Source organism: Kitasatospora sp. NPDC005748 (genome assembly GCF_040630735.1).
Taxonomy (GTDB): Bacteria; Actinomycetota; Actinomycetes; order Streptomycetales; family Streptomycetaceae; genus Kitasatospora.
Genome location: NZ_JBEXYD010000009.1, coordinates 43,103 through 64,562, shown reverse-complemented (window position 1 = coordinate 64,562; position 21,460 = coordinate 43,103). Strand labels below are relative to the sequence as shown.

Below are 21,460 nucleotides of genomic sequence, written 5' to 3'. Positions count from 1 at the left end.
CACCGGCCCCGCCGCCCACCCTGGTTCACGGCACGCCCACCCGGGGAAACAGCGCTCATGGACAGCGACCTCCCGCCGCACCCGGAGCCCGGTACGGCGACCGGTGCGACCGACGATCCCGGCAGCGACACCCTCAGCGACACCCTCAGCGACAGCGGCGACGACACCGACAGCACCAGCGGGACCGGCAGTGGCGACGGCGCCATCGGCGGTTCGGTGACCGAGGCCGTACGCCCCGATTGGTCCGGCATCGACCGGATGACGACCCTCGACCTCCTCCGCCTGATGAACGACGAGGACCGCACCGTGGCCAAGGCCGTGGCCACGCAGCTGGAACCGATCGCCGCCGCGGCCGACGCGATCGCCGCCCGGATGGCCCGGGGCGGCCGACTGGTGTACGTGGGGGCGGGAACGGCCGGGCGGCTCGGAGTGCTGGACGCGAGCGAGTGCCCGCCGACCTTCAACACCGCCCCCGGCCAGGTCGTGGGCCTGATCGCGGGCGGCTCCGCAGCGCTGGTCCGCGCCGTCGAGGGCGCGGAGGACCGGCCGGACCTCGCCGTCGCCGACCTCGAAGCACTCGCCCCGACGGCCGCCGACTGCGTGGTGGGCGTCTCCGCCTCGGGCCGTACGCCGTACACGGTGGCCGCGATCCGACAGGCCCGCGCCGCCGGAGCGCTGACCGTGGGCGTGGCCTGCAACCGGAGGTCCGCCCTGGTGTCGGCGGCCGCGCTGGGCATCGAGGTGGTGACGGGGCCGGAGGTGCTGGCCGGATCCACCCGGCTCAAGGCGGGCACCGCACAGAAGTTCGTCCTGAACCTGCTCTCGACGGCCGTCATGGTTCGGCTCGGCAAGACCTACGGAAATCTGATGGTCGACGTGCGGGCGGGCAATGCCAAGCTTCGCGACCGGGCCCACCGGATCGTGGCCACGGCCACCGGCGCGGACGAGGAGACCGTCCGGAGCGCGCTGGCCGTGACGGGCGGCGAGGCCAAGGACGCCGTCCTGGTCGTGCTCGCCGGAGTGGACGCGCCGACCGCCCGCCGACTGCTCGCCGCCTCGGGCGGCCGACTGCGCGAAGCCCTCGAATCGGCCCGGCCGGTGAACTGACGGACGGTGGACTGACGGACGGTGGACTGACGGACGGTGGACTGACGGACGGCCTCGGCGGCACGCACTCGTGGCGGCCGCAGAGACGCCGCCGGAGCACACTGAGCCGGCTAGCCGTTCGTCGACGGCGTGCTTGTTCCGCCAGACGATGTAGCGGCGGATCATGCTTGAACTTGGTGATCTCCATGATCTCCCGGCGCTCGGGCAGGGGTGAACGCCCGTGGCCGCCCGCCCCTGTGCTTCGGGAAGAGTGAGTCGAAGCCGTCGGCGTTGAAGTGGTGGATCACGTCGCGAACCCGGTCCGTACTGGTGAAGGTGACCTCGGCGAGCTTCGCCACAGGCACACGCGGGGCAGACAGCAGGACCATCTGTGCCCGCCGCCAGGACACCACCACCCGGCGACCCGGTGGACGATCCGCAGCAGTCGGCTGCCCTCGTCATCATCGATCTCGCGGACCTGTACGTGGACGCCGGGTCGCCAACCATGCGGTGCGGGAGGGGGATCCGTTGCGTCGGTCTACGGCTGATCGAATGTCCAGGTGAGGACCACCTGTCCCGTTTCAGGGACGCCGCCGGCGCGGCGGTACGTGGCCAGTGCTGCCGCGTTCTCCTCGTCCGTGATGGTCCACACGCCATAGCAGCCCCGTTCACGGGACAGGTCGGCGAGCGCCGACACCAGAGCCCGGCCGACGCCACGCCCGCGGAAGGACTCGTCCACGCCCAGCTCGTACAGGAACATCTCGGTTCCCTTGTCCGGATGGGTCATCTCGACACCGGTGACGATCCCCGCCGGGACGTCGTCCACATAGGCGATGAGGAGGTGATGGCGCTCGTCCGTCAGGAACCGTTCAGTGGCCTCCCGCCCTGGGACGGTGTCGAAGAGATGTCCAGCGGCGTCGACCGCCTCGACCTGAGTGACACGACGGATCTCCATTCGAGGATCCTGACACGTTCCGGCATCGGGGGGCGGGCATTTTGCCGCAGAGCGATCCCGACGCCGAACCCATCTCTGCGGCCTTCGGAACCCCGTCGCTCTGGCCTCTGTCGGTACCTCAGCAGGGCGAACGTTGCCTGATGCGGCACTGAGAGTCATCCCGTCGGTGGTCTTGCCCGTGGGATGACCTTGGCCGTGGCTGGTGTTATCACGGCGTCTGAGCCGCCCTGGACTGCCCCGTTCGCCGGACTGAGCCCGCGTGCCGTCGGCGAGTTGGTGAGGCAGCCGCGCCGGGTCGGTCGGCCCCTGCCCGGCAACCGCAACGACTGCAGGGCATGGGAGGAATCCGGGGCCAAGGCCGCCGTCGGCCGGCCAACCACGATCGCCGACGACGGCTACCCCGGAACCGGTCTCGTCATCCCGCACCGCCGCCTCCGTGGCGACGAACTGACCGACTGGCAGACCGAACACAACCACGACCACCAACGGGTCCGCGCCCGCGTCGAGCACGCCTTCGCCCGGATGAAGACCTAAAAGATCCTGCGCGACCGCCGCCTGAGAGACGACGGTGTGCGCCACGCGATGCACGGCGTTGCCCGTCTGCACAACCTCGCTCTCACGGGATGACTCCCGCCGCATGCGCGACCTGAAGGGTTCCCGGGAGAGGGCTCCCCACCTCGCAGTCTCGGAGGAGAAATCAGGCGAGACAGAACTCGTTGCCCTCGATGTCCTGCATCGTGATGCACGACTCGTTGACGCCATCGGCGCGCTGCGTCAGCACGTGCTTCGCCCCGAGCGCCATCAGCCGTGCGCATTCGGCCTCGAGCGTGGCCAGGCGCTCGTCACCCACGAGCCCGGTGCCGGCCCGCACATCGAGATGCACCCGGTTCTTGACGACCTTGCCTTCGGGGACTCGCTGGAAGAGCAGGCGCGGAGCCACACCCGCGGGATCAGTGCACGCGAAGTAGATCGCATCCTCGGGCGGCAGTGAGCGGAAGCACTCCTCCCACGTGGCGAAGCCCTCCGGGACCGGCGGCATGACGTACCCCAGCACCTCGCACCAGAAGGCGGCGAGGCGCACGGGCTCCGCGCAGTCGAAGGCCACTTGGAACTGTTTGATCGTTGACATTGGCGCACAATAACAGGGGCGCTGCTCATCTCCGCAGGTCAGGGGATCCACAGGTGGTCAGGCGGCGGGGTGGACGGCAGCGCCGATGGTGCGGACCACGACACGGTAGGCGGCGGGTACACCACCTACCGGCGGCCGGATGCCGAGGATCGAGCAGGCGATCTCCGCCGCCCTGGGTGGGGCGCGCCGTGGTCAATGTCGGGGCCGGCGCGGCGTCGTACGAGTCGGCGACGCTGGAGGTGACGGCGGTCGAGCCGTCGGCGTCCATGCGTGCCCAGCGCCCCGCGCACCTGTCTGCCACCGTCCGGCGGTCACGAGAGACGGACGGCTTCCCGCGCCACCACCTCACCGAAGCGGGGCAGGTCGAGGTCGACCGCCGACCGGTGCTCCGCCTCCGTCAGGGCCGCCATCGCATCCTCGACGAACACCAGCTGGTAGCCGTGGTCGGCGGCTGCCCGAGCGGTCGACTCCACGCCCAGGTTGGTCGCGATGCCGGCGAACACCAGCGTGTCCACGCCGCGCCCCTGGAGCAGGTCGTGCAGCCCGGTGTCCTGGAACCCGCCGATGGTGCGCTTCACCAATACGGCATCGGCGGTCGCCGCCACCTCCGCGACCAGCCCACTGCCGGGCGGCTGCTCGGCGACGTTCGGGCGCTCGACGCGCAGGGCGACGACGGGGGCACCCGCTGCCCGGAAGGCCGCCGCCAGTTCCAGCGACGCCCTGAGCACCTCGGTCCCCGCGTGCGGGGCCAGCGGCAGGGCGACGATCCGGTCCATCAGGTCGACCAGGACGAGCGCCGTCCGGCCGGAGTCAAGGGTTCGCATGGCGGATCACGGTAGCGGATCACCGTGGCCGGATTCCTGCTCCTGGGCGGTCACGCTCCGGAATCCTCGATCAGCACCCACCGCCCGTACTCGACGTCTGCGACGTGGTCGGTCATCCGCAGGATGTCGGCGGCCTCGCTCAACAGCGGCAGGCCGCGCGACGCCACGACACGAGCCCTGACGAGCGACGGCCGAACAAGGTGCCTTCCGACCAGGCAACCGGGCAACTGATCGGACCGCCGCAACGCCGTCCGGCCGCGCCGTCGGACGGCATCGGCCTGGCCGCCGACAAGAGTTGAACGCCAACGCCGTCCTTGACGCCCTCGGCGGGTTGTCGATTTCATGGTGTGAACGTCGCCCGGTCCCGAGCATCGACGGCGATGTGGGTGCCTCATGCCCCAGGGGGTGATGTCCGCACCTCCGTCCGCGACGCACCACCCAGCGACGACACCGCACCGGCCGCCCCACCCCGAGAGCATCGGAGCTTCCCCGCACCCGAATATGGGAGCGCTCCCGCACTCCTCATCCCGCCCCACCCCGCCCCGCAAGAACCGCCCGCAAGAACCGCCCGCAAGAACCGCCCGCAAGAACCATCCGCTCCGCCCCGGCCGGTGCCCACCGGCGGAGGCCCGCCCGGACCGCCGCCGCACTCCTCGGAGAGGAAGACCGACGTGTCCCACCCCCTACGCCGCCTGCGCAGGATCGTGACAGCGCTCGCTCTCACGGCGGCCGTGCTCCTGTCGGCCCCGCCCGCGCAGGCCGCCCCCACCCCGACCAGCGCCCCGATGCCCGGAGCGACCGCAGCGACGGGAGCAACCGGCGCCACCGCCCCGGGCTCCGGCTACTGGCACACCAGCGGGCGCCAACTGCTCGACGAGGCCGGCCGACCCGTCCGGATCGCCGGAGTCAACTGGTTCGGCTTCGAAACGGCCGACCACGTTCCGCACGGCCTCTGGGCCCGCGACTACGGCAGCATGATCGACCAGATGCGCGCCCTCGGCTTCAACACCATCCGCCTGCCCTACAGCGACGACCTCTTCCGGGGCTCCGTACCGACCGGCGTCAACCACTCCGGCGGCATGAACGCCGACCTCCAGGGCCTGACCTCGCTCCAGGTGATGGACCGGATCGTCGACCGGGCCGGAGCCGCCGGGCTCAAGGTGATCCTCGACCGCCACCGCCCGGACGCCGACGGGCAGTCGGCGCTCTGGTACACGAGCGCCGTCCCGGAGAGCACCTGGCTCGCCGACCTCCGGGCGATCGCCGCGCGCTACGCCGGCAACCCCACCGTCATCGGCATCGACCTGCACAACGAGCCGCATGATCCGGCCTGTTGGGGCTGCGGCGACCCGGCGCTCGACTGGCGCCTGGCGGCCGAGCGCGGCGGCGAGGCCGTCCTGGGGGCCAACCCCTCGCTGCTCGTCCTCGTCGAGGGCGTGCAGAGCTTCCAGGGCAGTTCGACCTGGTGGGGCGGGAACCTCCGCGGTGCGGCGGCGTACCCGGTCCGACTGAGCGTGCCGAACCGCCTCGTCTACTCCGCGCACGAGTACGCCACGAGCGTGGCGCGCCAACCGTGGTTCGACGACCCGGCGTTCCCCGCCAACCTGCCCGCGGTGTGGGACTCCAACTGGGGCTACCTGTTCCGACAGAACATCGCGCCGGTGTGGATCGGCGAGTTCGGCTCCACCCTGCAAGCGGCCGCCGACCGGACCTGGCTGAGCGCGCTCACCCAGTACCTGCGGCCCACCGCGCAGGCGGGCGCGGACGCCTTCTCCTGGACGTTCTGGTCCTGGAACCCGAACTCGGGCGACACCGGCGGGATCCTCAAGGACGACTGGACCACCGTGGACACGGTGAAGGACGGCTACCTCACCGCCGTCAAGGCCCCGGGCTTCGCCGCCGGCGGCGGTGTCGGCGACACCCGGTCGCCGACGGCCCCCACCGGTCTCACGGCGACCGCTGTCACCGCCACCTCAGCCACCCTCGGCTGGGCCGCCTCGCAGGACGACACGGGCGTCACCGGCTACGACGTCCACCGGGGCGCCACGCTGGTGGGCACGGTCACGGGCACCAAGTACACGGACACCGGCCTCACCCCGGCGACCGCCTACACCTACACCGTCACCGCGCGGGACGCCGCCGGGAACGTCTCGGCCGCCTCCGGGGCGACGACCGTGACCACCGCGGGGCCTCCCGACACCACCGGCTGCACGGCCGGTTGGCACACGGACAGCCAGTGGGACACCGGGTTCACCGCGACCGTGACGGTCACCAACACCGGGAGCCGGGCCGGTAGCACCTGGACGGCCGCCTGGGACCGGCCCGCCGGGTGGCAGCCGACCGGTACCTGGAACGCCGCCGTCACCCAGTCGGCGAGCACGGTCACCGCGACCGGCCTGGCGTACAACAGCGCCTTGGCGCCCGGCGCTTCGACGACCTTCGGCCTTCAGGGCAGCGGCCGGCTCGGCGCCTCCCCGCCGGTGCCGACGTGCACCGTCACGCCCTGACGGCAGCAGGACCTCCGCCCACCCGGCACCACCAGCCACCGGGCACCACCACCAGGCGCCAGACACCAGGCCGTACCGCAGACAGCCCACCCAGACCCACCCGACACTCGCCGAGGCCCACCACAGATCCTGCTGCGGGAGCGCTCCCACGCATTTGCGTCGAACGCCTTGACGCCCCCGAGCGTTCATGGGTTGATAGCGGGGAGCCGGAGTCTGACTCCATCTCACGCACACAGCAGCCGAATTGAGAGCCTTGCCGCAGTTCGGCAACCATCCCGGCCGACCCGCCGGAAACCTGCACCGGGATCGCTCTCACCTCTGATGGGAGCGATCCCACCCCGGCGCCCCGGACCGGCGCCCTTACCCCTGGGTCCCCCACCCGAAAGGACTCCCCATGCCTTCCGGCCACCACAACGGCGGACGCACCCGCCGCAGGCCCGTGCTCCACCGGCTGCGCGCCCTCGCCGCCGTCGCGGCGCTCGGCGCCACCAGCCTCCTGCCCGTCGCCACCGCCACCTCCGCCTCAGCCGCTCCGGCGGAGGCCTCGACGCCGGCCGCCCGGGTCGACAACCCCTATGCCGGCGCGGGCGTCTACGTGAACCCCGAGTGGGCCGCGAACGCCGCCGCCGAACCCGGCGGCAGCGCCGTCGCGGGCCAGCCGACCGCCGTCTGGCTCGACCGCATCGCCGCCATCAACGGCACCGCCGGCCACCTGGGCCTGCGCGGACACCTCGACAACGCCGTCCGGCAGGCGGCGGGCAAGCCCTTCGTCGTCCAGCTCGTCGTCTACGACCTCCCCGGCCGCGACTGCGCCGCCCTCGCCTCCAACGGCGAACTCGGCCCGACCGAGATCGGCCGCTACCGGACCGAGTTCATCGACCCGATCGCCGCCGTGCTGGCCGATCCCGCCTACGCCGGGCTGCGGATCGTCACCACCGTCGAGATCGACTCGCTGCCGAACCTGGTCACCAACGCGGGCGGCACCGCCACCGCCACCCCGCAGTGCGACACCATGAAGGCCAACGGCAACTACGTGAACGGCGTCGGGTACGCACTGGCCAAGCTGGGCGCCGTCCCGAACGTCTACAACTACGTCGATGCCGGCCACCACGGCTGGCTCGGCTGGGACTCCAACCTCGGCCCAGCCGTCGACGTCCTCCACCAGGCCGCGACGGCCGCCGGCTCCACCACCGCCAACGTGCACGGCTTCATCGTCAACACCGCCAACTACTCGGCCCTGAAGGAGCCCTACTACACCATCGACGACTCGGTGAACGGCACCTCGGTCCGCCAGAGCGCCTGGGTGGACTGGAACCGCTACGTCGACGAGCTCTCCTACGCCCAGGCCTTCCGGCAGAAGGCCGTCAGCGCCGGGTTCGACCCGGCCGTCGGCATGCTGATCGACACCTCGCGCAACGGCTGGGGCGGCGCGGCCCGCCCGACCGGGCCGGGCGCCCGAACCAGCGTGGACAGCTACGTGGACGGCGGCCGGACCGACCGGCGGTTCCAGACCGGCAACTGGTGCAACCAGAGCGGGGCCGGCCTCGGCGAGCGTCCGCGGACCGCACCCGAGCCGGGCATCGACGCCTACGTGTGGGTGAAGCCCCCGGGCGAGTCGGACGGCGCCAGCCAGTACATCCCCAACGACGAGGGGAAGGGCTTCGACCGGATGTGCGACCCGACGTACACGGGCAACGCGCGCAACAACTTCCACCTCTCCGGCGCCCTGCCGGGCGCGCCGCTGGCCGGGGCCTGGTTCTCCGCCCAGTTCCAGGAGTTGCTGAAGAACGCCTACCCGCCGGTGACCGGCGGCGGCACCGGCGACACCACGCCGCCGAGCACCCCGGCCGGGCTCCGCTCCACCGCCACCACGGCCGCCACCGTCTCGCTGGCGTGGACGGCCTCGACCGACAACGTCGGGGTCACGGGGTACGATGTCTACCGCGACGGCACGGCGGTCGGGTCCACCACGGGCGCCGGCGGCACCACCTACACCGACGGCGGGCTGACCGCCTCGACCGCCTACCGCTACACCGTGGTCGCACGTGACGCGGCGGGCAACGCCTCGACGGCCTCGGCGGCCCTCACCGTCACCACTGCCGCGGGCAGCGGCGGCGGGAGCTCCGGTTGCACCGCGGCCTACCGGGTCAGCAGCGACTGGGGCAGCGGCTTCAACGCCGACGTCACCGTCACCAACACCGGCACGGCCGCCGCCACGCACTGGAAGGTGACCTGGACCTGGGGCGGCACCCAGCAGGTGAGCAACCTCTGGAACGGTGTCCTCGCGCAGTCCGGCCCGAGCGTGACCGTCACCAACGCCCCGTACAACGGCGCGCTGGCGGCGGGCGCGAGCACCGCCTTCGGGTTCGGCGCCGGTTACTCCGGCGGCAACACCGCGCCCACGCTGAGCTGCACGACGAGCTGACGCCCGACCGGCCCGGTGCCGGCTCCGCCACGACGGCGGGGCCGGCACCGGCGCTGTCCCCAGCGTTCCGGCCAGTCAGGGGTTCCCGCCACACAGGGGGTTCCCGCCAAGCCGGTACTCGCCGGGGCCGCGGGCAGGCCCCCGTCAGGCCGAGTCGCGGACCACCAGCTCGGTCGCCAGCACCACCTGCCGGCTGCCCCGGTGCCGCCCGGCGATCTCCTCCAGGAGCAGCCGGGCCATCGTGCGCCCCATCTCCTCGATCGGCTGGCGGACGCTGGTCATCGCCGGTTCGGTGTGCCGGGCCACGATCGAGTCGTCGAACCCGATCACCGCGACCTGGTCCGGGATCCGCCGGCCGGCCGCCCGGAGCACCTGCATGGCCCCGGCGGCCATCACGTCCGAGGCGCAGAACACCGCGTCGAGGTCGGGCCGCCGCTCCAGCAGCGCCCGCATCGCCTGCCGCCCGCCCTCCTCGGTGAAGTCGGCCAGACCGACGAGGTCCTCCTCGTACGTCTGCCCGGCCTCCTCCAGGGCCCGGCGGTAGCCGTCCAGGCGGGCCAGCGCCACCTCCATGTCCAGCGGGCCGGTGATGGTGGCCACCCGGCCGCAGCCGCGCCGCAGCAGGTGCCGGACGGCCATCCGCGCACCGCCGGCGTTGTCGGCGTGGACATAGCTGAGGACCTCGTGGTCGTTGCGCCGGCCGGCCAGCACCGACGGGATCTCCAGGCTCTCCAGCAGGCCGGGCAGCGGGTCGTCCCGGTGCACCGCGACGAGCAGCACGCCGTCCACCCGCTGGGCCGACAGGTACGCGGCCAGCCGGTCGCGCTCGCGCTGGTTGCGGACCAGGATCAGCAGCAACTGCATGTCGGTCTCGCTGAGTTCGGCCGCGACGCCGCTGATGATGTCGGAGAAGTAGGGCTCGGAGAAGAGCCTGGTCTCCGCCTCCGGGACGACCAGGGCGACGGCGTCCGTCCGGGAGGTGACCAGGGCCCGCGCCGCCCGGTTCGGCACGTAGCCGAGTTCGGCGATCGCGGCCTGGACCGCCTCCCGGGCCTTGTCGCTCACCCGGGGCGAGCCGTTGACCACCCGGGAGACCGTGCCGCGGCCCACGCCGGCGAGGGCGGCCACCTCCTCCAGGGTCGGCCGTGCCGAGCCCCGTGACCCACTGCCCGACGCGCCGGCCGTCCCACTCGCCGCCTGTGCCATCGTCCACCTCTCCAAGACCTCGCCACGGGGGCCGCCAACGCCGGGCGGGCGCCCCGGAGACCATCCTCCTCCACCGGGGCGCGGCGCGGGCGCGAGGGGGCAGGTGCCGGCCCGGTGGGCCGCCCGCCGCAGGACACGTTCCCGCAACGGATGGCGCGATCCGCCTTGACACCCGACCCGATCACCCAGCAACCTTCCCCTAGTGCTTGGGAGCGCTCCCACGACAGTGCGCCCACCCTAGCGGCCCGCCGCCACCGGGGCCAGCCTCCGACGCCCGACCGGAGCCGGAGGGGCTGTCCGACGCTCAATCAACACGCCTGCCAGTGAGCCGAATTGGCCGCCGGATCACTGACTGATCAACCCCGGCCGGGCACCACGCACACGTCCGCCGAGTACTGCCGGAACCAGAGCCCGAACCGGAACCAAAGTCCGAGCCGGAACCAGAGGGCCCGAGCCGAAGCCCGAGCAAACCCGCACCCGGCCCCCGGGAGCACCGGCCACCCGGCCACCCGGCCACCCGGCCACCCGGCCACCCGGCCACCCGGGAGCACCGGACACCGGCCACCAGACACCCGCCACACCCACCACGCACAGGCACCGAGGAGAACCCCCATGCGTCTCACCACCCGCGCACGCCGCCGGGCCGTCCCCGTCACCACCGCACTGACCCTCTCGGCCCTCCTGCTCACCGGCTGCGCCGGCGGCTCCGACGCCGATCCCGCCACCGGCGCAGCCGCCGACGGCGGTGGCAAAGTCACGCTCTCCGTCGGCGACTTCGGCACCTTCGGCTACCGCGAAGCCGGCCTGTACGACGAGTACATGGCCGCCCACCCCTCGATCACCATCCGGTACGAGACCGTCCAGGACGGTCAGAAGTACTGGGACGCCCTGGCCACCCACCTGGCCTCCGGCAGCGGCCTCAACGACATCCAGGCCGTCGAGGTCGGCTACATCGCGCAGGCCACCGGCACGCTCGGCGACAAGTTCACCGACCTCTCCAAGGCGGAGGGCGTCCGGGCCGACGCGTGGCTGCCGTGGAAGGCCAAGCAGGCCACCACCGCCAAGGGCGCCCTGATCGGCCTGGGCACCGACATCGGCCCGATGGCCGTCTGCTACCGCAAGGACCTCTTCGAGCAGGCCGGACTGCCGACCGACCGCGAGGCCGTCGGCAAGCTGTGGAGCGGGGACTGGGCGAAGTTCGTCGAGGCCGGTAAGCAGTACCAGGCCAAGGCCCCGGCGGGCACCTTCTTCACCGACTCGGCGAGCGGCCTCTTCAACGCGGCCCTCTCCGCGGAGTCCCAGCAGTACTCGGACGCCTCCGGCAAGCTCGTCTACCGGGACAGCCCCGGGGTGAAGAAGGCCTGGACGACCGCCGTGGACGCGTCCCGCGCCGGTATCAGCGCCGGTCTGCGGCAGTTCCAGGACGACTGGAACACCGCCTTCAGCAACGCCCGGTTCGCCACCGTGGTCTGCCCGTCCTGGATGACCGGCATCATCAGCAAGTACTCCGGCGACCCGGGCAAGGGCAAGTGGGACATCGCGCAGGCGCCGGTGGCCTCCAACTGGGGCGGCGCCTTCCTCACGGTGCCCAAGGCCGGCAAGCACCAGAAGGAAGCCGCCGCGCTGGCCGCCTGGCTGACCGCGCCCGAGCAGCAGGCCAAGGTCTTCGCCAAGGTCGGCAATCTGCCGTCGACCACCGCGGCACTGGCTCAACCCGCCGTCCAGAACGCCACCTTGGACTACTTCGGCACCACCCCGACCGGGAAGATCTTCGCCGCCACCGCACAGAACATCGCGCCGGCACCGATCGGTGAGCAGGACGGCACGGTCAAGACCGTCATCACGGACAACGGGATCCTCGACATCGAGCAGCACGGCACCGACCCGGCCAAGGCCTGGACCAACGTCACCAAGCTGATCGACGACAAGGTCAACGGCTGAGCGCCACCCCTCCGGCCGTTCCGGTGCCGGGCCCGTCCGCGGCCCGGACCGGCCCGGCCCGCCACCCCTGGAAGGACTCCCCCGTGGCCACCACCCACCGGCCCGCGACGGACAGCGGCCCGCCCCGGCCCGCGCCCGCAGGGCGCCGCTCCGGCCCCGCCGCGCCGCCCCCCAGCTGGCGCTCGCGCCTGCACCGACTCGACCTCAAGGCCTCGCCCTACGCGTACATCGCGCCCTTCTTCCTCTGCTTCGCGGCCTTCGGCCTGTTCCCCCTGCTGTGGACCGGCTGGCTCTCGCTGCACCGGGTCGACCTGCTCGACCCGGGGGTGATGGAGTGGCGCGGGCTGGGCAACTACACCCGGCTCTGGGGCACGGAGCAGTTCCGCACCGCGCTGCTCAACACCTTCACCATCGGGGTGCTGTCCACCGTGCCGCAGCTGCTGATGGCGCTCGGGCTGGCGCACCTGCTCAACTACCGGCTGCGCGGCCGCGGCTTCCTGCGGGTGGCGGTCCTGGCGCCGTACGCCACCTCGATCGCGGCGGCGACCCTGGTCTTCGTCCAACTGTTCAACCCCGACTACGGCTTGGTCAACTGGCTGCTCTCGCTGGTGGGGGTCGGCCGGACGGACTGGTACGCCGACACCTGGCCCGCCCAGATCGCCGTCGCCACCATCGTCACCTGGCGCTGGACGGGCTACAACGCGCTGATCTACCTGGCCGCGATGCAGGCCGTCCCGAAGGACCTCTACGAGGCCGCGAGCCTGGACGGCGCCTCCCGCTGGCAGCAGTTCACCCGGATCACCGTGCCGTCCATCCGGCCCACCATCCTGTTCACGGTGATCGTCTCGACCATCGGGGCCACCCAGCTGTTCGGCGAGCCGCTGCTCTTCGGCGGCGGTGTCGGGGTCAGCGGCGGATCGGCCCACCAGTTCCAGACCCTGAGCCTCTACATGTACGAACTCGGATGGCCGAGCCGTCAGTTGGGCCGTGCGTCGGCCGTCGCCTGGACGATGCTGCTGATCCTGTTGCTGATCGGCGCCGTCCAACTGCTGCTCGCCCGCCGGGGCCGTGCCGGACAGGGGCGCTGAGATGACCACCACCCTCGAACCCACCCCGACGGCGCGGCCGTCCACCGCCGACCGTGCCCCCGGCCGTCTCGCGGGCGCGCTGCGCGCCGTCCGGCGCCGGCTGCGGCCCGGTGCCGGGGAGCAGGACAAGGCCGGGCCGCTGACCTACGCCGTCCTGGTGGCCGCCGCCGTGCTCTCGCTGTTCCCCCTGTACTGGACCTTCGTCGCCGCCTCCTCCACCGGGGAGCGGGTGGCCCAGGCACCGCCGCCGCTGCTGCCCGGCGGATCGCTGTGGACCAACATCACCACCGCCTGGGAGCAGGCCGACCTCGGCCGGGCGCTGCTCAACTCCACGGTCGTGGCGGGCTGCGTCGCACTGAGCACGGTCGCGTTCTCCACCCTGGCCGGGTTCGCCTTCGCCAAGCTGGCGTTCCGCGGCCGGGGCGCCCTGCTGACCGTCGTCGTCGCCACCATGACCATCCCCCCGCAGCTCAGCGTGATCCCGCTCTACCGGATCATCACCGACCTGGGCTGGGGCAACCAGCTGAAGGCCGTCGTACTCCCCTCCCTGGTGGCCGCCTTCGGGGTGTTCTTCATGCGGCAGTACCTCGCCGAGGCGCTGCCGGTGGAGCTGATCGAGGCGGCCCGGGTGGACGGCGCGCACAGTCTGCGGATCGTCTGGCACGTCGTGCTGCCGGTGGCCCGGCCGGCGATGGCCGTGCTGGGAATGCTGGTCTTCGTGCAGTCCTGGAACGACTTCTTCTGGCCCTTCGTCGTCCTGACCCAGCAGAACCCGACCGTCCAGGTCGCGTTGTCCGCCATCGGCGGCGGCAGCGCCTACGAAGTCAACCAGGCGGTCATCATGACCGGCGCCCTGGTCGGCACGCTGCCGCTGCTGCTGCTCTTCGCCGTCCTGGGCCGGCACATCGTCGGGGGCATCACCGCCGGCGCCGTCAAGAGCTGAACCCGCCCCATGCCGCCGTCAAGAGCTGAACCGCCGTCGAGCGCTGACCCCCGCCCCGCCCACCACCTCCCGGGAGCATCCCCGTCATGACCTCCACCGTGCCGCCCGCCCGCACCGATGCCGTCCCCACGGCCCGCACCTCCGCCCGCACCTCCGCCTCCACCCCCGCCGCCCGCACCGCGGCCGAACCCCCCGCCAGGGCCTTCCCGCCCGGCTTCCGCTGGGGCGCCGCCACCGCCGCCTACCAGATCGAGGGCGCCGCCGCCGAGGGCGGCCGGACGCCGTCGATCTGGGACACCTTCAGCCACACCCCCGGCCGGACCGCCGGCGGGCAGACCGGCGACGTGGCGGTCGACCACTACCACCGGTTCCGCGAGGACGTCCGGCTGATGGCCCGGCTCGGCCTCACCTCCTACCGGTTCTCGCTCTCCTGGCCACGGATCCAGCCCACCGGCCGCGGCCCCGCCCTGGAGAGCGGCCTGGACTTCTACCGGGCCCTGGCCGACGAGCTCGCGGAGCACGGCATCCGGCCGGTCGCCACCCTCTACCACTGGGACCTCCCGCAGCACCTGGAGGACGCCGGCGGCTGGCCGGTGCGCGAGAGCGCCGAGCGCTTCGCCGAGTACGCGGCCCTCGCGGCGCAGGCCCTGGGCGACCGGATCGACACCTGGGTGACCCTCAACGAACCCTGGTGCAGCGCCTTCCTCGGCTACGGCTCCGGCGTCCACGCACCCGGCCGCACCAGCCCGGCCGACGCGCTCCGCGCCGCCCACCACCTCAACCTCGGGCACGGCCTCGCCGTCGGCGCCCTGCGCGCCGCCCTGCCCTCGACCGCCGAGATCGCCGTCTCGCTCAACCTGCACGCCGTCCGCCCGCTCACCGGCCACTCCGACGACCTCGCCGCGGCCCGGCGCATCGACGCGGTGGGCAACCGGATCTTCACCGGTCCGATGTTCGCCGGCGCCTACCCGGACGACCTGCTGGCCGACACCGCCCACCTGGTCGACTGGGCGGACCTGGTGCGCGACGGCGACCTCGCCGAGATCTCCCGGCCCATCGACCTGCTCGGGCTGAACTACTACACGCCGACGGTGGTCTCCGCCGCCCGCGACGGCGAGGCCGCGACGGCCCGCCACGACGGCCACGGCGCGAGCCCGCACTCCCCCTGGCCGGGCGCCGACGACGTCACCTTCCACCGCGCGCCCGGCGAACTCACCGCCATGGGGTGGCCGATCGACCCGACCGGCCTGACCGAGCTGCTGACCGCGCTGCACCGGGAGCACGGGCTGCCGCTCCTCGTCACCGAGAACGGCGCCGCCTTCGAGGACGTGGTCGGCCCCGACGGCAGCGTCGACGACCCCCGGCGGATCGCCTACATCCGCGCCCACCTCGCCGCCGTCCACCACGCCCTCGAAGCCGGCGCCGACGTGCGCGGCTACTACCTCTGGTCGCTGCTCGACAACTTCGAGTGGGCCTACGGCTACGCCAAGCGCTTCGGCGCCGTCCACGTGGACTACGACACGCTCGCCCGCACCCCGAAGGCCAGCGCCCACTGGTACGCGGAGGTGATCCGCCGGGGCGGGATCGACTGAGCGAGGGGCCGGGTGCCCCGGGCCTCAGCCGGCCAGCTCGTCGCGCCGCACCAGTGCGACGGCCCGGCCGTCGACCAGGACGAGCGCGGCCTCCTGGCCGGGCCCGAGCGACTCCCGGGCCTCGGCGAGCGACTGGCCGACGCCGACCGTCGGCAGGGCGGGGCCCAGCAGGGCGGTGACCGGGCCGTCCGGCGCGGCGCGGCCCTCGGTGACCGCTCGCTCGACGGCCGCCGAGGAGAGGGAGCCGAGCACCTCGGTGGCGCTGACCCCGTACGGGCGCTCCGGCCGGGCCAGCACCACCGGCGCGACGCCGCCGGGCACCTCGCGCAGCACGGCCAGGGCGTCGGCCACCGAGGCGTCCGCGGCGACCGTGACCGGCCCGCCGGGCCGACCGTCCAGCACGGACCGGACGGTCGGTCCGGTGTGGTCGGCGCCCCGCGGCTCCTCCAGGAACCCCCACCGGCGCAGCCAGTCGTCGCTGTACAGCTTGGAGAGGTAGGACCGGCCGGAGTCGGGCAGCAGCACCACGACGAGGTCGTCGGGGCCGAGTCCGCGCGCGACCCGGAGCGCGGCGGCCACCGCCGTGCCCGAGGAGGGGCCGGCCAGCAGTCCCTCCTCACGGGCCAGCCGCCGTGCGGTCAGCAGGGACTCGCGGTCCGGGATCCGCTCGACGTGGTCGACGACCTCGCGGTGGTAGGACTCCGGCCAGCGGTCCTCCGCCGTGCCGGGGTGCAGGAAGTGGCCGATGCTGTCGACGAAGTAGGGGCTGCCGTCGCCACCGCCGTAGCGGGAGGACTCCGGGTCCGCGCCGACCACCGTGACGCCGCCGCCGGAGGCCTTCTTGAGGAAGGCGCCGGTGCCGCTGATCGTGCCGCCGGTGCCGACCCCCGCGACGAAGTGGGTCACCCGGCCCCCGGTCTGCTCCCAGAGCTCCGGACCGGTGGTCCGCACGTGCGCGTCGGGGTTGGCGGGGTTGTCGTACTGGTTGGCCAGCCAGGCGCCGGGGATCTCCTCGGCGAGCCGGCGCACCACGTTGAACAGGTGGTCCGGGTGCTCGGCCGGCAGCGTGGTCGGGGCGAGCACCACCTCGGCGCCGTACGCCCGCAGGATGTCCGACTTCTCGACGGCGGACCGGTCGGCCACGCAGGCGATCACCCGGTAGCCGCGCCGGCGGCCGACGATGGTGAGGCCGATCCCGGTGTTGCCGGAGGTCGCCTCGATGATCGTCCCACCGGGCCGGAGCAGGCCGTCCCGCTCGGCCGCCAGGACCATCGACAGCGCGGCGCGGTCCTTCACGCTCCCGCCGATGCTGAGGAACTCGGCCTTGGCGTAGACGGGGGTCGCGAGGCCGGCGCCGAGCCGGGCCAGCCGGAACAGCGGCGTCCCGCCGATCGCGTCGACCACCGATTCGTGAACCGTCATGCGACTCCTTGCCCCGGTACCCCGCCGCGCGCGGCCGCTGCCGCGTACGCCACGGCCCCGGGCGAACGCCTGCGACCGCTGGGACGAAAGGCTTTCACCGCACGATCGCCCGACGCAAGAGGACCCGGCGCGAGAGGACCCGGCGCGAGAGGACCCGGCGCAAGAGGACCGGGCCAGGTCAGCGGGCCGGGCGGATGGACCCGGCCGGGCGGGTCACGCCTCCTGGGTGTCGAGCCAGTTCAGCAGGACGGCGCGGTCGGCGACGGTGCCGGTGGGGTTCGCCGGGTCCAGCAGCCAGTGCCGGATCCGCCCGACGGTCTCCGGATCGAGGTCCAGGTACAGGCGCCAGTGCGCCCGGGTGTGGCAGTTCGGGTCGCGCGGCTCGTCACAGTCGTGGCAGTGGGTGAAGAAGGCGTCCACCATGCGGTGCACGATCAGCTCGTCGGACATGAAGGCCGCGTTTCCCTCTCTCGGTGCGTACTGCCGGCCTCCACGGGCCGGCGCTCCACTTCCAGGGTGCGGGGCGGCCGACCCGGACGGGAGGGACGAACGTCCCGCGCCCCGGCCCGTCCGGCGCCCGCCCGGGCCCGGGAACGCCGGAGGCCCGGTACCCGTGGGGGTGGGTACCGGGCCGTTCGAGGGGCGGTGGTCAGCCGCGGCCCGAGGACTTCTGCGTGCGACGGGAGACCGAGTCCAGGACGACGGCGGCCAGCAGCACGGCGCCGGTGATCATGTACTGGATCGCCTGGGCGGCGTGCACCATGTCCAGGCCCGTGGTGATGGACTGGATGACCAGGATGCCGAGCAGCGCCGACCAGGTCTTGCCGCGCCCGCCGAAGAGGCTGGTGCCACCGATGACGGCGGCCGCGATGGCGCTCATCAGCACGTTGCCGCTGCCCAGCGTCTTGTCCGCCGAGCCCTGCTGGGAGGCGATGAACAGGCCGCCGAGACCGGCCAGGCCGGCCGAGATCATGAAGACCGAGATGCGGACCCAGGCGACGTTGATGCCCGCGCGGCGGGCGGCCTCGATGCCACCGCCGACGGCGAAGATCTGCCGGCCGTAGGAGGTGCGGCGCAGCACGAAGTCGGTCAGCACGACGACGCCGAGCAGGATGACCAGCGGCAGCGGCAGGCCGCTGTCCTGGTTGAGGGTGTAGGCGCCGGCCAGGGCGAGCACCGCGAGGGCGCCGGTGCGCAGCGCTATCTCGCCGGTGGTGCGGGCGGGCAGTCCGGCGGTGGTGCGGCGGCGGGCGTCCAGGAGCTGGCCGCCGAGGAACAGCACGATCGCGAGGACGGCCGCCAGCCAGGCGAAGGCGATGTCGCCGTCGCCCAGGAAGTAGGTGTCCAGGTTGGCGACGACGCCGTCGTTGATGTTGTTGACGGTGCCGAGCTTGCCGAGGACGTAGTCCTGCAGACCGCTCCAGGCGAGCATGCCGGCCAGGGTGACGACGAAGGCGGGGACGCCGATCCTGGCGAAGAAGAAGCCGTGCAGGGCGCCCATGGCCACCGCCGCGACGAGGGCGAGCAGGATCGCCAGGCCCTCGTTGAGGCCCTGACGGACCGCCAGGACGGAGGTGATGGCCGAGGTGACGCCCGCGATGGAGCCCAGCGAGAGGTCGATCTCGCCGAGCAGCAGGACGAAGACGACACCGACGGCGATCAGGCCGGGACCGGCGATCCACTTGGTGATGTTGGTCAGGTTGTCGGCCTGGAGGAAGTGGCCGGTGACGCTCTGGAAGATGACCGCGATCAGGACCAGGCCGATGACGACGGGCAGCGAGCCGAGGTCCCCGCTCTTGATCTTGCGGCGGAACTCCTCCACGTAGCCCGCGACGCCGCCCTGGCGGACCAGCAGGCGCGGGTCGGCCACCGGTGCCGGGGCGTTGGTGGGGGTGGTCTGGCTGGTGCTCACTTCGCTTCCTCCGCGATACGTGCCTGACGCCGGGTGACGGCGTTGTCGGTGGCGCCGGTGATGGCGGAGATGATCTCCTCGGGCGAGGTGCCGGCGACCGGGAAGACCCCGTTGTTGCGGCCCAGGCGCAGGACGGCGACGGTGTCGGCGACCGCCCGTACGTCCGCCATGTTGTGGCTGATCAGGATCACGCCGAGGCCGCGCTGGCGCAGCCGCTCGACCAGGTCGAGGACCTGCGCGGTCTGCTCGACGCCGAGGGCCGCGGTCGGCTCGTCGAGGATCACGATCCTCGGGTCGCCGACGAGGGCGCGGGCGATCGCCACGACCTGGCGCTGGCCGCCGGAGAGCGCGGCGATCGGGATCCGCACGCTGGGGATCCGGATCGAGAGCGTGTCCAGCAGTTCCTTGGCGCGCCGCTCCATGGCGACCTCGTCCAGCGTGCCGAAGCGGCGCAGCTCGCGGCCCAGGAAGAGGTTGGCGACGACGTCGAGGTTGTCGCAGAGCGCGAGGTCCTGGTACACGGTGGCGATGCCGAGTGCCTGGGCCTCCTGGGGACGGGTGACCCGGACCGGGCGCCCGTCCCAGGTGATCTCACCCTCGTCGATCGGGTGAACTCCTGCGATCGTCTTGACCAGGGTGGACTTGCCGGCGCCGTTGTCGCCGACCAGCGCGACGACTTCGCCGGCGTGGACGTCGAGGTCGACATCGGTGAGTGCCTGGACAGCGCCGAAGCGCTTGGAGACCGCGCGCAGCGCCAGTACGGGTGCGCCTGTCACGTGAACCATCTCCTGCGGGGTAGTGCGTGGGGTGGGGTGGGGTTCCTGCGGGCAGGAGGGCCGGCGCTCCCCGGGCGGTACGGGGAGCGCCGTGGCCTTCGAGCCCGGCGGGCGCGCTACTTGACGCCGGCGGTGGTGCAGGCGGCGGCGAAGTCCGCGGTGCAGATGTCGGCGGCCTTGTACAGGCCGTCGGCGATGACGGTGTCGTTGATGTTGGCCTTGGTGACGACCTTGGGCTCCAGCAGCTTGGCCGGGATGCCCTTGTCCGTGTCGCTGTCCACCGTGGACGGCGCCGCGGCCTTGAGGTCCTTGCCCTGCAGGAGGTTCACGGCCAGCTCGGCGGCGCTGTCGGCGAGCGGCTTGTAGGCCTTGTAGATGGTGTAGGCCTGGTCCCCGGCGACGATCCGCTGGACGGCGTCGAGGCCGGCGTCCTGACCGCCGACCGGGACGCTGACGCCCGCGGCCTTCAGCTGGGTGATGATGGCGCCCGCCATGCCGTCGTTGGCGGAGTAGACGGCCTGGAAGCCGTCCTTGCCCAGCTGGGTGATGGCGGCACCGGTCTTCTGGCCGGCGACGGTGGGCTTCCACTCGCCGGACTGCTCGTAGACCACCTTCTTGACCTTGCCGTCGAGCACCTTGTGCGCGCCCGACTTGAACTGCGCGGCGTTGGGGTCGGCCTCGTCACCGTTGATCATGATGATGTTGGCGTCGGCCGCCTTGGCGCCGAGCGCGTCGACCAGCGCCTGGCCCTGCAGCTCGCCGACCTTCTCGTTGTCGAAGGAGACGTAGGCCGAGACCGGGCCGGTGGCGAGCCGGTCGTAGGCGATGACCTTGACGCCCTTGCCGGCCGCCTCCTTCACCCAGGACTGGGTGGACTTGGCGTCGAAGGCGTCCAGGATGATCACCTTCACACCCTGGGCGATCAGGGTGTCGAACTGCTGCTTCTGCTTGGCGGCGCTGCCCTCGGCGTTGCTGTACTGCACCTTGCAGTCCGAGCAGAGCGCCTTGACCTTGGCCTCGATGAACGGCCGGTCGAAGGACTCGTAGCGGGTGGAGGAGGCGTTCTCGGGGAGCAGCAGGCCGATGGACTTGCTGTCCCCGGAGCTCGCGGAGTCCTTCTTGTCACTGCCGGCCTTGCCGCAGGCGGCCATCGAAAGGGCCATCGAGACCGCGGCGGTGCCAATGACGACGCGACGCATCGTTGCGTTCATGTGAGGAGTGCCTCCGTGACGGTGCCGCAGCGCTGCGGCGGGGTGGGAGGAGTTAATCCGTCTTCGGCATATGACGTCAATAAGTAAATCCAAGCCCTCACGATTCAGATCTTTTCGTTATCTTCGTGAACGCCTACTCGTCATTGAAGCTTGGAGGAACCTCCGAGTATCAATCTGGCAGGACATGACAGAACGGACATATGGTTTCGCTTCGATGTTCACCACCTGGTGCGAACGTGAGAATCGATCTGTGAATCCAAAGGGCCGGTCGCCGATCCCCTGACCGTTGCACTCTTGACAAGAACAGAGCAAAGTGCTTCGTGCGTTCAAGACTTAGATCAACAGGACGGAAGGCTTGAGGATCTGACGTTCCGTCGGCGGCGGCCGGAATCACCGCGCGGGCCCGTCGGCGCCCGAACGTGGTACAGGAGGGGCGGCCGCGG

At 72.3% G+C, this 21,460-nt stretch carries 16 protein-coding genes and 3 pseudogenes; 9 read left to right on the top strand and 10 right to left on the bottom strand.

The features are described from left to right. Positions 1-57: 57 nt before the first annotated feature. Positions 58-1,107, top strand: a complete 1,050-nt coding sequence (gene murQ, locus ABZ495_RS10000; protein WP_359835161.1) for an N-acetylmuramic acid 6-phosphate etherase — start codon at positions 58-60, stop codon at positions 1,105-1,107. Between the two features lie 178 nt (positions 1,108-1,285). Here the strand turns inward: murQ and ABZ495_RS09995 are convergent. Both ABZ495_RS09995 and ABZ495_RS09990 read right to left on the bottom strand, forming a co-directional pair. Beyond that, positions 1,286-1,555: pseudogene (locus ABZ495_RS09995) on the bottom strand (helix-turn-helix domain-containing protein); the annotation flags it as partial. A gap of 69 nt (positions 1,556-1,624) precedes the next feature. Next, the gene (locus tag ABZ495_RS09990; protein WP_359804489.1) at positions 1,625-2,041 is read right to left on the bottom strand and encodes a GNAT family N-acetyltransferase; all 417 of its coding nucleotides are present in this window, start codon (positions 2,039-2,041) and stop codon (positions 1,625-1,627) included. A 195-nt stretch (positions 2,042-2,236) separates the two neighbouring features. On the opposite strand from ABZ495_RS09990, the pseudogene ABZ495_RS09985 reads away from it, so the two are divergent. Next, positions 2,237-2,668 (top strand): annotated as a pseudogene (locus ABZ495_RS09985) (transposase family protein). A 70-nt stretch (positions 2,669-2,738) separates the two neighbouring features. Here the strand turns inward: ABZ495_RS09985 and ABZ495_RS09980 are convergent. Further along, positions 2,739-3,170, bottom strand: a complete 432-nt coding sequence (locus ABZ495_RS09980) for a VOC family protein (protein WP_359804488.1) — start codon at positions 3,168-3,170, stop codon at positions 2,739-2,741. 45 nt (positions 3,171-3,215) lie between these two features. Between ABZ495_RS09980 and ABZ495_RS09975 the strand changes: the two are divergent. Further along, positions 3,216-3,457 (top strand): annotated as a pseudogene (locus ABZ495_RS09975) (hypothetical protein); the annotation flags it as partial. Positions 3,458-3,481: 24 nt separating this feature from the next. Here the strand turns inward: ABZ495_RS09975 and ABZ495_RS09970 are convergent. Continuing rightward, the gene (locus ABZ495_RS09970) at positions 3,482-3,994 is read right to left on the bottom strand and encodes an isochorismatase family protein (RefSeq protein WP_359835159.1); all 513 of its coding nucleotides are present in this window, start codon (positions 3,992-3,994) and stop codon (positions 3,482-3,484) included. Between the two features lie 785 nt (positions 3,995-4,779). On the opposite strand from ABZ495_RS09970, the gene ABZ495_RS09965 reads away from it, so the two are divergent. Next, on the top strand, positions 4,780-6,501 hold the full coding sequence (locus ABZ495_RS09965) for a cellulase family glycosylhydrolase (protein WP_359835308.1): 1,722 nt from the start codon (positions 4,780-4,782) through the stop codon (positions 6,499-6,501). A 394-nt stretch (positions 6,502-6,895) separates the two neighbouring features. After that, a complete protein-coding gene (locus tag ABZ495_RS09960) occupies positions 6,896-8,926 on the top strand; it encodes a glycoside hydrolase family 6 protein (protein WP_359804486.1) in 2,031 nt (676 codons plus the stop codon). A gap of 144 nt (positions 8,927-9,070) precedes the next feature. On the opposite strand, the gene ABZ495_RS09955 is transcribed toward ABZ495_RS09960, so the two are convergent. Next, complete coding sequence (locus tag ABZ495_RS09955) at positions 9,071-10,132, bottom strand: LacI family DNA-binding transcriptional regulator (RefSeq protein ID WP_359804485.1); 1,062 nt, start codon at positions 10,130-10,132, stop codon at positions 9,071-9,073. 612 nt (positions 10,133-10,744) lie between these two features. On the opposite strand from ABZ495_RS09955, the gene ABZ495_RS09950 reads away from it, so the two are divergent. From ABZ495_RS09950 to ABZ495_RS09935, 4 genes are all read left to right on the top strand, one after another. Beyond that, positions 10,745-12,073: an extracellular solute-binding protein gene (locus ABZ495_RS09950; RefSeq protein ID WP_359835157.1), complete on the top strand. Its 1,329-nt coding sequence runs from the start codon at positions 10,745-10,747 to the stop codon at positions 12,071-12,073. A gap of 188 nt (positions 12,074-12,261) precedes the next feature. Next, complete coding sequence (locus ABZ495_RS09945; protein ID WP_329492012.1) at positions 12,262-13,161, top strand: sugar ABC transporter permease; 900 nt, start codon at positions 12,262-12,264, stop codon at positions 13,159-13,161. Position 13,162: 1 nt separating this feature from the next. After that, positions 13,163-14,104 carry a carbohydrate ABC transporter permease gene (locus tag ABZ495_RS09940; protein ID WP_359835155.1) on the top strand — a complete coding sequence of 314 codons (942 nt, stop codon included), beginning with the start codon at positions 13,163-13,165 and terminating at the stop codon, positions 14,102-14,104. An 86-nt stretch (positions 14,105-14,190) separates the two neighbouring features. After that, entirely contained in the window at positions 14,191-15,696 is a 1,506-nt protein-coding gene (locus tag ABZ495_RS09935) for a GH1 family beta-glucosidase (protein WP_359835154.1), read from the top strand. Positions 15,697-15,720: 24 nt separating this feature from the next. Here ABZ495_RS09935 and ABZ495_RS09930 read toward each other — a convergent pair whose 3' ends face one another. The 5 genes from ABZ495_RS09930 to ABZ495_RS09910 all read right to left on the bottom strand — a co-directional run bounded on the left by ABZ495_RS09930 (position 15,721) and on the right by ABZ495_RS09910 (position 21,017). Next, on the bottom strand, positions 15,721-17,118 hold the full coding sequence (locus ABZ495_RS09930; protein WP_359804481.1) for a pyridoxal-phosphate dependent enzyme: 1,398 nt from the start codon (positions 17,116-17,118) through the stop codon (positions 15,721-15,723). Between the two features lie 213 nt (positions 17,119-17,331). Next, the gene (locus ABZ495_RS09925) at positions 17,332-17,568 is read right to left on the bottom strand and encodes a hypothetical protein (protein WP_352292002.1); all 237 of its coding nucleotides are present in this window, start codon (positions 17,566-17,568) and stop codon (positions 17,332-17,334) included. A gap of 199 nt (positions 17,569-17,767) precedes the next feature. Next, on the bottom strand, positions 17,768-19,030 hold the full coding sequence (locus ABZ495_RS09920) for a sugar ABC transporter permease (RefSeq protein WP_329485941.1): 1,263 nt from the start codon (positions 19,028-19,030) through the stop codon (positions 17,768-17,770). Beyond that, positions 19,027-19,815, bottom strand: coding sequence for an ATP-binding cassette domain-containing protein (locus ABZ495_RS09915; RefSeq protein WP_329485943.1), 789 nt, complete (start codon positions 19,813-19,815; stop codon positions 19,027-19,029). Before ABZ495_RS09915 ends, ABZ495_RS09920 begins: the two co-directional genes overlap by 4 nt. A 107-nt stretch (positions 19,816-19,922) precedes the next feature. Next, positions 19,923-21,017: a substrate-binding domain-containing protein gene (locus ABZ495_RS09910; protein ID WP_352292000.1), complete on the bottom strand. Its 1,095-nt coding sequence runs from the start codon at positions 21,015-21,017 to the stop codon at positions 19,923-19,925. Between the last annotated feature and the right edge of the window lie 443 nt (positions 21,018-21,460).

Bases quoted from the DNA above. Each gene is read 5' to 3' on its own strand.
- murQ (WP_359835161.1), top strand. From the start codon at position 58: ATGGACAGCGACCTCCCGCCGCACCCGGAGCCCGGTACGGCGACCGGT.
- ABZ495_RS09990 (WP_359804489.1), bottom strand. From the start codon at position 2,041: ATGGAGATCCGTCGTGTCACTCAGGTCGAGGCGGTCGACGCCGCTGGA.
- ABZ495_RS09980 (WP_359804488.1), bottom strand. From the start codon at position 3,170: ATGTCAACGATCAAACAGTTCCAAGTGGCCTTCGACTGCGCGGAGCCC.
- ABZ495_RS09970 (WP_359835159.1), bottom strand. From the start codon at position 3,994: ATGCGAACCCTTGACTCCGGCCGGACGGCGCTCGTCCTGGTCGACCTG.
- ABZ495_RS09965 (WP_359835308.1), top strand. From the start codon at position 4,780: ATGCCCGGAGCGACCGCAGCGACGGGAGCAACCGGCGCCACCGCCCCG.
- ABZ495_RS09960 (WP_359804486.1), top strand. From the start codon at position 6,896: ATGCCTTCCGGCCACCACAACGGCGGACGCACCCGCCGCAGGCCCGTG.
- ABZ495_RS09955 (WP_359804485.1), bottom strand. From the start codon at position 10,132: ATGGCACAGGCGGCGAGTGGGACGGCCGGCGCGTCGGGCAGTGGGTCA.
- ABZ495_RS09950 (WP_359835157.1), top strand. From the start codon at position 10,745: ATGCGTCTCACCACCCGCGCACGCCGCCGGGCCGTCCCCGTCACCACC.
- ABZ495_RS09940 (WP_359835155.1), top strand. From the start codon at position 13,163: ATGACCACCACCCTCGAACCCACCCCGACGGCGCGGCCGTCCACCGCC.
- ABZ495_RS09935 (WP_359835154.1), top strand. From the start codon at position 14,191: ATGACCTCCACCGTGCCGCCCGCCCGCACCGATGCCGTCCCCACGGCC.
- ABZ495_RS09930 (WP_359804481.1), bottom strand. From the start codon at position 17,118: ATGACGGTTCACGAATCGGTGGTCGACGCGATCGGCGGGACGCCGCTG.
- ABZ495_RS09925 (WP_352292002.1), bottom strand. From the start codon at position 17,568: ATGTCCGACGAGCTGATCGTGCACCGCATGGTGGACGCCTTCTTCACC.
- ABZ495_RS09915 (WP_329485943.1), bottom strand. From the start codon at position 19,815: ATGGTTCACGTGACAGGCGCACCCGTACTGGCGCTGCGCGCGGTCTCC.
- ABZ495_RS09910 (WP_352292000.1), bottom strand. From the start codon at position 21,017: ATGAACGCAACGATGCGTCGCGTCGTCATTGGCACCGCCGCGGTCTCG.